Origin of the sequence: Okeania sp. SIO2F5 (genome assembly GCF_010692685.1) — a bacterium.
Classification (GTDB): Bacteria; Cyanobacteriota; Cyanobacteriia; order Cyanobacteriales; family Microcoleaceae; genus Okeania; species Okeania hirsuta.
Map to the genome: position 1 here is coordinate 1 of NZ_JAAHGU010000254.1, position 4,779 is coordinate 4,779.

3 protein-coding genes and 2 pseudogenes are annotated in these 4,779 nt (G+C 35.4%); 3 read left to right on the forward strand and 2 right to left on the reverse strand.

Annotated features, from left to right (window positions below):
* Positions 1-127: pseudogene (locus F6K27_RS32450) on the reverse strand (photosystem II q(b) protein); the annotation flags it as partial.
* Positions 128-943: 816 nt separating this feature from the next.
* Here F6K27_RS32450 and F6K27_RS32455 point away from each other — a divergent pair.
* From F6K27_RS32455 to cofG, 3 genes and pseudogenes are all read left to right on the forward strand, one after another.
* A pseudogene (locus tag F6K27_RS32455) lies at positions 944-1,293 on the forward strand (IS630 family transposase); the annotation flags it as partial.
* A gap of 21 nt (positions 1,294-1,314) precedes the next feature.
* Complete coding sequence (locus F6K27_RS32460) at positions 1,315-1,455, forward strand: hypothetical protein (protein WP_161564924.1); 141 nt, start codon at positions 1,315-1,317, stop codon at positions 1,453-1,455.
* A gap of 352 nt (positions 1,456-1,807) precedes the next feature.
* Positions 1,808-2,797 (forward strand): 7,8-didemethyl-8-hydroxy-5-deazariboflavin synthase subunit CofG, encoded by a 990-nt coding sequence (cofG, locus tag F6K27_RS32465; RefSeq protein ID WP_124143730.1) that lies wholly within the window; start codon positions 1,808-1,810, stop codon positions 2,795-2,797.
* Positions 2,798-3,411: 614 nt separating this feature from the next.
* On the opposite strand, the gene F6K27_RS32470 is transcribed toward cofG, so the two are convergent.
* A complete protein-coding gene (locus F6K27_RS32470) occupies positions 3,412-4,029 on the reverse strand; it encodes a GNAT family N-acetyltransferase (RefSeq protein WP_240038813.1) in 618 nt (205 codons plus the stop codon).
* Positions 4,030-4,779: the final 750 nt, after the last annotated feature.

Sequence of the window (4,779 nt, forward strand, 5' to 3'; positions counted from 1 at the left end):
TGAGAAGGGTGGGGATCATTAATACACCGAACCAACCGATGTATAAACGATTGTCTGTGCTGGTGATCCAGCTACAGAACTTTTCCCATACGTTGGCGTTTTCACGCTGTTGTAAGGTAGTTGTCATAATGTATGATTGCTGTTATGTATGTATGAAATTTTCGAGGTACGGCGGTGCAGGTGTTTTTTTGTTTTCTGCTCCGTTATTAATAATATAGCTAGTTTATTTTGTTTTGTAAAGGGGTGTTAAGGATAGTGTTGTTTAACTAAGTTATAAGTTTTGTTTATCATGTTAATCATATATCATATTTATGTTTAAAAGTCAATAAAAAATAACTTATTTGAAGTAGCACTCAGCTATCAGCAAGCCTATTACAGAGGAGCTGCATTATCAGCTTTTCAAGATTTACAATTGGACATTGATATAGTATCCGGATCATTAGTTATCGTAATAATCGGCGGAGTTAAGAGTGCGGAGTTAGGAGTCAGGAGTCAGTAGGAAGAAAGTGGGAATTATTTGGGGATATTCCAGCATTTTATGTCTGCATTGAATGGAAGTAGAAAGTGCAATAACTGTATAACCGGATTTGATATAACACCTCCCATTAACACCCACAACACTATTAATATAGCTGGGAACTTAAACTATTGAATTTTTATGGATAATTAGGTTTTCTTTTTAAACGAGTTTGTAAAATCATTAAGGTGCTATCTATATTTTCATGGATATCTACCTCTTTTACTTCGTAAGCATTCAGCTATTAGCGGTCAGCTATCCTCCTATAGTCGGAACTGCGGACTTCAGCTTTTTAATGAATGAAGCAAGCATTCGTTTAAGTTCTACTAAATTCTCAACCAGAAATTCGTACTCTGAGAGCTTTGATAAAATTGCTTTTTTCTCCTTTAAAGGTAATAAAGCTGATAGCTGACTGCTGAATGCTTACAATTTATCAAATATTTGCAAAGCGCGAAAACCGGGTAAAAGATTGGCAATATTTTGGGAGGGAGCAACTTACCATAAATCTCAAGAATTTCGAGAATATTTGATGTTAATTAATCAAAATTTATCGCATATAAGAATGGTTGATACATGGTACAAAGTTGGCTCCAAATGCTCCGGAGCAAAATCCTGTTGAAGATATTTGGTTACCAGCCAAAAATTTCATCAGAAAATATGATCATCTTTGCAATTCTTTTAAAGTAGTTAAGTGGCTATTTAAGTTTTTTGCAGATGGTCAAATATTCGATTTCCCAAAGCTTTTTCAGTATGGAATTTTGCCAGAACCTATTTAGGATTACTATAGGATTAATGAAATGCCAAGAAAAGTATATTTAGCAAATTATTTGAGTTCATCTGAACTCAAACAAAGGTATAAAAAAACTGTAGAACCAGTAGAGTCTGTGAAGGTGGCATTTATTGTGGAAAGTATCATGAGGTTGGACAGTGAAAAATAGTGAGATCGCTATAGGTATTAATGATGATTATGCCTGAGAAATAATCAAAAAATACAATCAATTAGGTGAAGTTGGAGTCAAAAATGGTAAACGCAACCTTCAAAAAGGAAAAAGAGGAAAAAAAGAACTATTAAAACCAGAACAATTTCAAAAATTAGCTCTAGAATTATTTGAAAAATATGACGATATACTGCTTCTGGGTAATTTCCCAAGCAACTACTCATATTGCTAGTTTTAGCCTCTTTGACAACTTGCCACAAAGGTATTTCCTCTATGAAATAATTATTCCAACCGCACTAATTTTTTCGTCTCTCTAATATAGATTTGACTAATTAAATTTAATACTTCACCCATGTCTAGAATTGTTACATATAGTCCTGCTTATACAATAGTTCCTACCTATGAATGCTTTAATCATTGCACCTATTGTAATTTTCGCTCAGAACCAAGTAAAAGTTCATGGCTTAGTCTATCAGAAGCAGAAGCAAAATTACTGTCCCTAAAAAATCAAGGTGTAATTGAAATTTTAATTCTGAGTGGTGAAGTACATCCAAACAGCCAAAATAGACCAACTTGGTTCCAATTAATCTATGATTTATGCAAACTAGCTCTATCTTTAGGATTTTTACCTCATACTAATGTTGGGCCACTTAGTAGAGCAGAAATGAAGGAGTTAAAACAAGTTAATGTGTCAATGGGACTAATGTTGGAGCAGATGACACCTAAATTACTACAAACAGTTCATAAAAATGCTCCTAGTAAAATACCACATTTACGCTTACAACAATTAGAATTAGCTGGCGAACTAAGAATTCCATTTACTACTGGTTTATTATTAGGAGTTGGAGAGACTGTAACTGACTGGAAAGAAACATTAATAGCGATCGCTAATGTTCATAAAAAATGGGGTCATATTCAAGAAGTTATTTTACAACCCTACAGTCCTGGTGAGCGACAAATATGGAATAGTGAAGCTTTCGACATCAATTTGTTGCCAGATATTGTAGCGATCGCTCGTAAAATTTTGCCCTCAACCATTGCGTTACAAATTCCTCCTAATTTAGTTACAAAACCGGAAATATTATTAGCTTGTGTAGAAACTGGTGCGAGTGACTTAGGAGGAATTGGACTCCACGATGAAGTCAACCCTGATTATCCTCATCCCCATTATCAAGGTTTAGCAAAAGTGTTGCAATCGCGAAGATGGCAACTAATCAAAAGATTACCTGTTTATTCTCAATATGATGCTTGGTTGCCAACAAATTTAGGTAATGTTGTGAGTAAATGGCGTATGAGATTGTTAATAGACCTCTCCGGAAAAGAGGAAGTAGGGAGTAGGTAGGGACGTTGCATGCAACGTCCCTACAGAGTAGGGGGAAAGAATTGATGATTTTTGCGCGATAATTGATCGGTTAAACATCAGGACTTACGCACTGAAATATAGATATAGGGTTTTGCTCAGTTACGCTACCGCTTTTTCCTATGGTCATGCTCCGCAAACATGTCGCGGAGCGTTAACGGAGTTATGCGACAGCAAAACACACCCCACCAATAGTGTTCATGCGTAAGTCCTAAAATGTGAGGATTTTTAGCAGATAAGGGCAGAAAAATTGAGTGACAGAGGAAATTGAAGTTTTTTTCAGACTTTTATAGCGGTTTTCACTCATGTTGACTACAAAACTTCTGCCCTCAGCATAAGTGCCTCTCTTAGTGCGCATTCCCTCACAGGAGTCAGCATTCCGCAAGCGAGCTGTCCTCGTCGCGGGGTCAGACCACTTGCGTCTGCTGCCGACGCGGGGTCGCACCGCTTCTGCCTTTAAGCAAAAATTTCTGTATTCTATGAAACATGAAAACTGCTATAAGTCTTTCTACCTCTTCCCTCTTGCTTCTTCCCTCTTGCTTCTTCTTGACAATACTGATGCTACCGGACTTGATATTAAATCTTATTCTTGAGACTTAAATGTTACTCGAAAAAGATTTACGCAAAAGTAACTTTCGAGGTTGCCCAAATAGTAGGGAACCGAAAGTCCACTCAACTTCTTGTAATTGATAACCAGCTTTATCGTAAAGTCTTCGAGCAGTATAATTATTTTCTAATACATGAAGGTATAACTCACAAAAACCCCATCCTAATACCTTATGCTCACAATAACTTAACAATTTTTGAGCAACTCCTAATTTTCTATAGTTAGCATCAACAGCTAAATTTGATAAATAAGCATACTCAAAATTATCTAAATTATCTAATTGCCAAGAGTTGAATAAGAGGACATCCATCCCACCTCGCGAACGCACATCAATTTCCACAGTTCCTACCAAATCTTGTTTTCTAGTATTAGATACATCCCTGGTAGACTCAGTATTTTCGACAACCATAGCAACAAGACATAAATAATGCTCAGTTTTTGAACGAATGCGATTGCGTAAATCTTCGTAAATACCTAGTCGTAAAAAAGGACGAACATAACCCATAATTCCTTGACAGGAGTAAAAACTATTAGTCAAAACTTCGGTAATACTGTTGATATCTTTTGGTTGAGCAATCCGGATGAAAAAACTAAATTCATTAGACAATTTTTTTTTTGCTTGAGGTTCTAGAAACTTTGATAAACAAAATAGAGGGTTCACAATAAATTTACTAACTATATCTAAATTCTATATAAAAGGCTAGAATATCTGTAGTAGCCATCTTGAGGTTGTGTAAAAATCTGAAAAAAGGCAACTGCTTAATTAGGCAATAGGATTAAAAGTTTAAAGCTAATATATTTTAGAATTTTTGACAAATCTTGTCATTTTTGTAGGCAAAGTGATTTTAGATTAAAAAATGATATTGAGCAGCCTACTACAGCTTTTAGTATATATACTAATCAGGGCACTAGTTGATAGGTTGAAAGGCCACTAACAATTTAGTATGTATAACAAGAAGCAAAAGTCCAAATAATTAAAATTTTCTTAAATTCAGAAAACTTTCTATTGTAGGTAAAAATTGTTTTGATCCTGAATCAAAATCACTAATTATAACATTTTAAGCAACTGTATATTATTGAATATCAACTATAGCAGTGCGTGCTGGTATATTTACAAATTACAGGAACTACCCAATAGCTACAAGTCTGATATTATCAGCTTTTTATTTCCCTTATTACCTGTTGCCTGTTGCCTGTTGCCTGCGCATTTGCGCCAGCATTCCGTAGGAAAGCGCTATAGAACCCCTAACCGTATCTTCATATAAATATCAAGTTTTTTTGACTAGGAGACAGCTATACTGGAGACAGGAGACAGAAGGTAAGAGAGAAAAGGTTAAGAGGGAAGATTTGGGGAGAG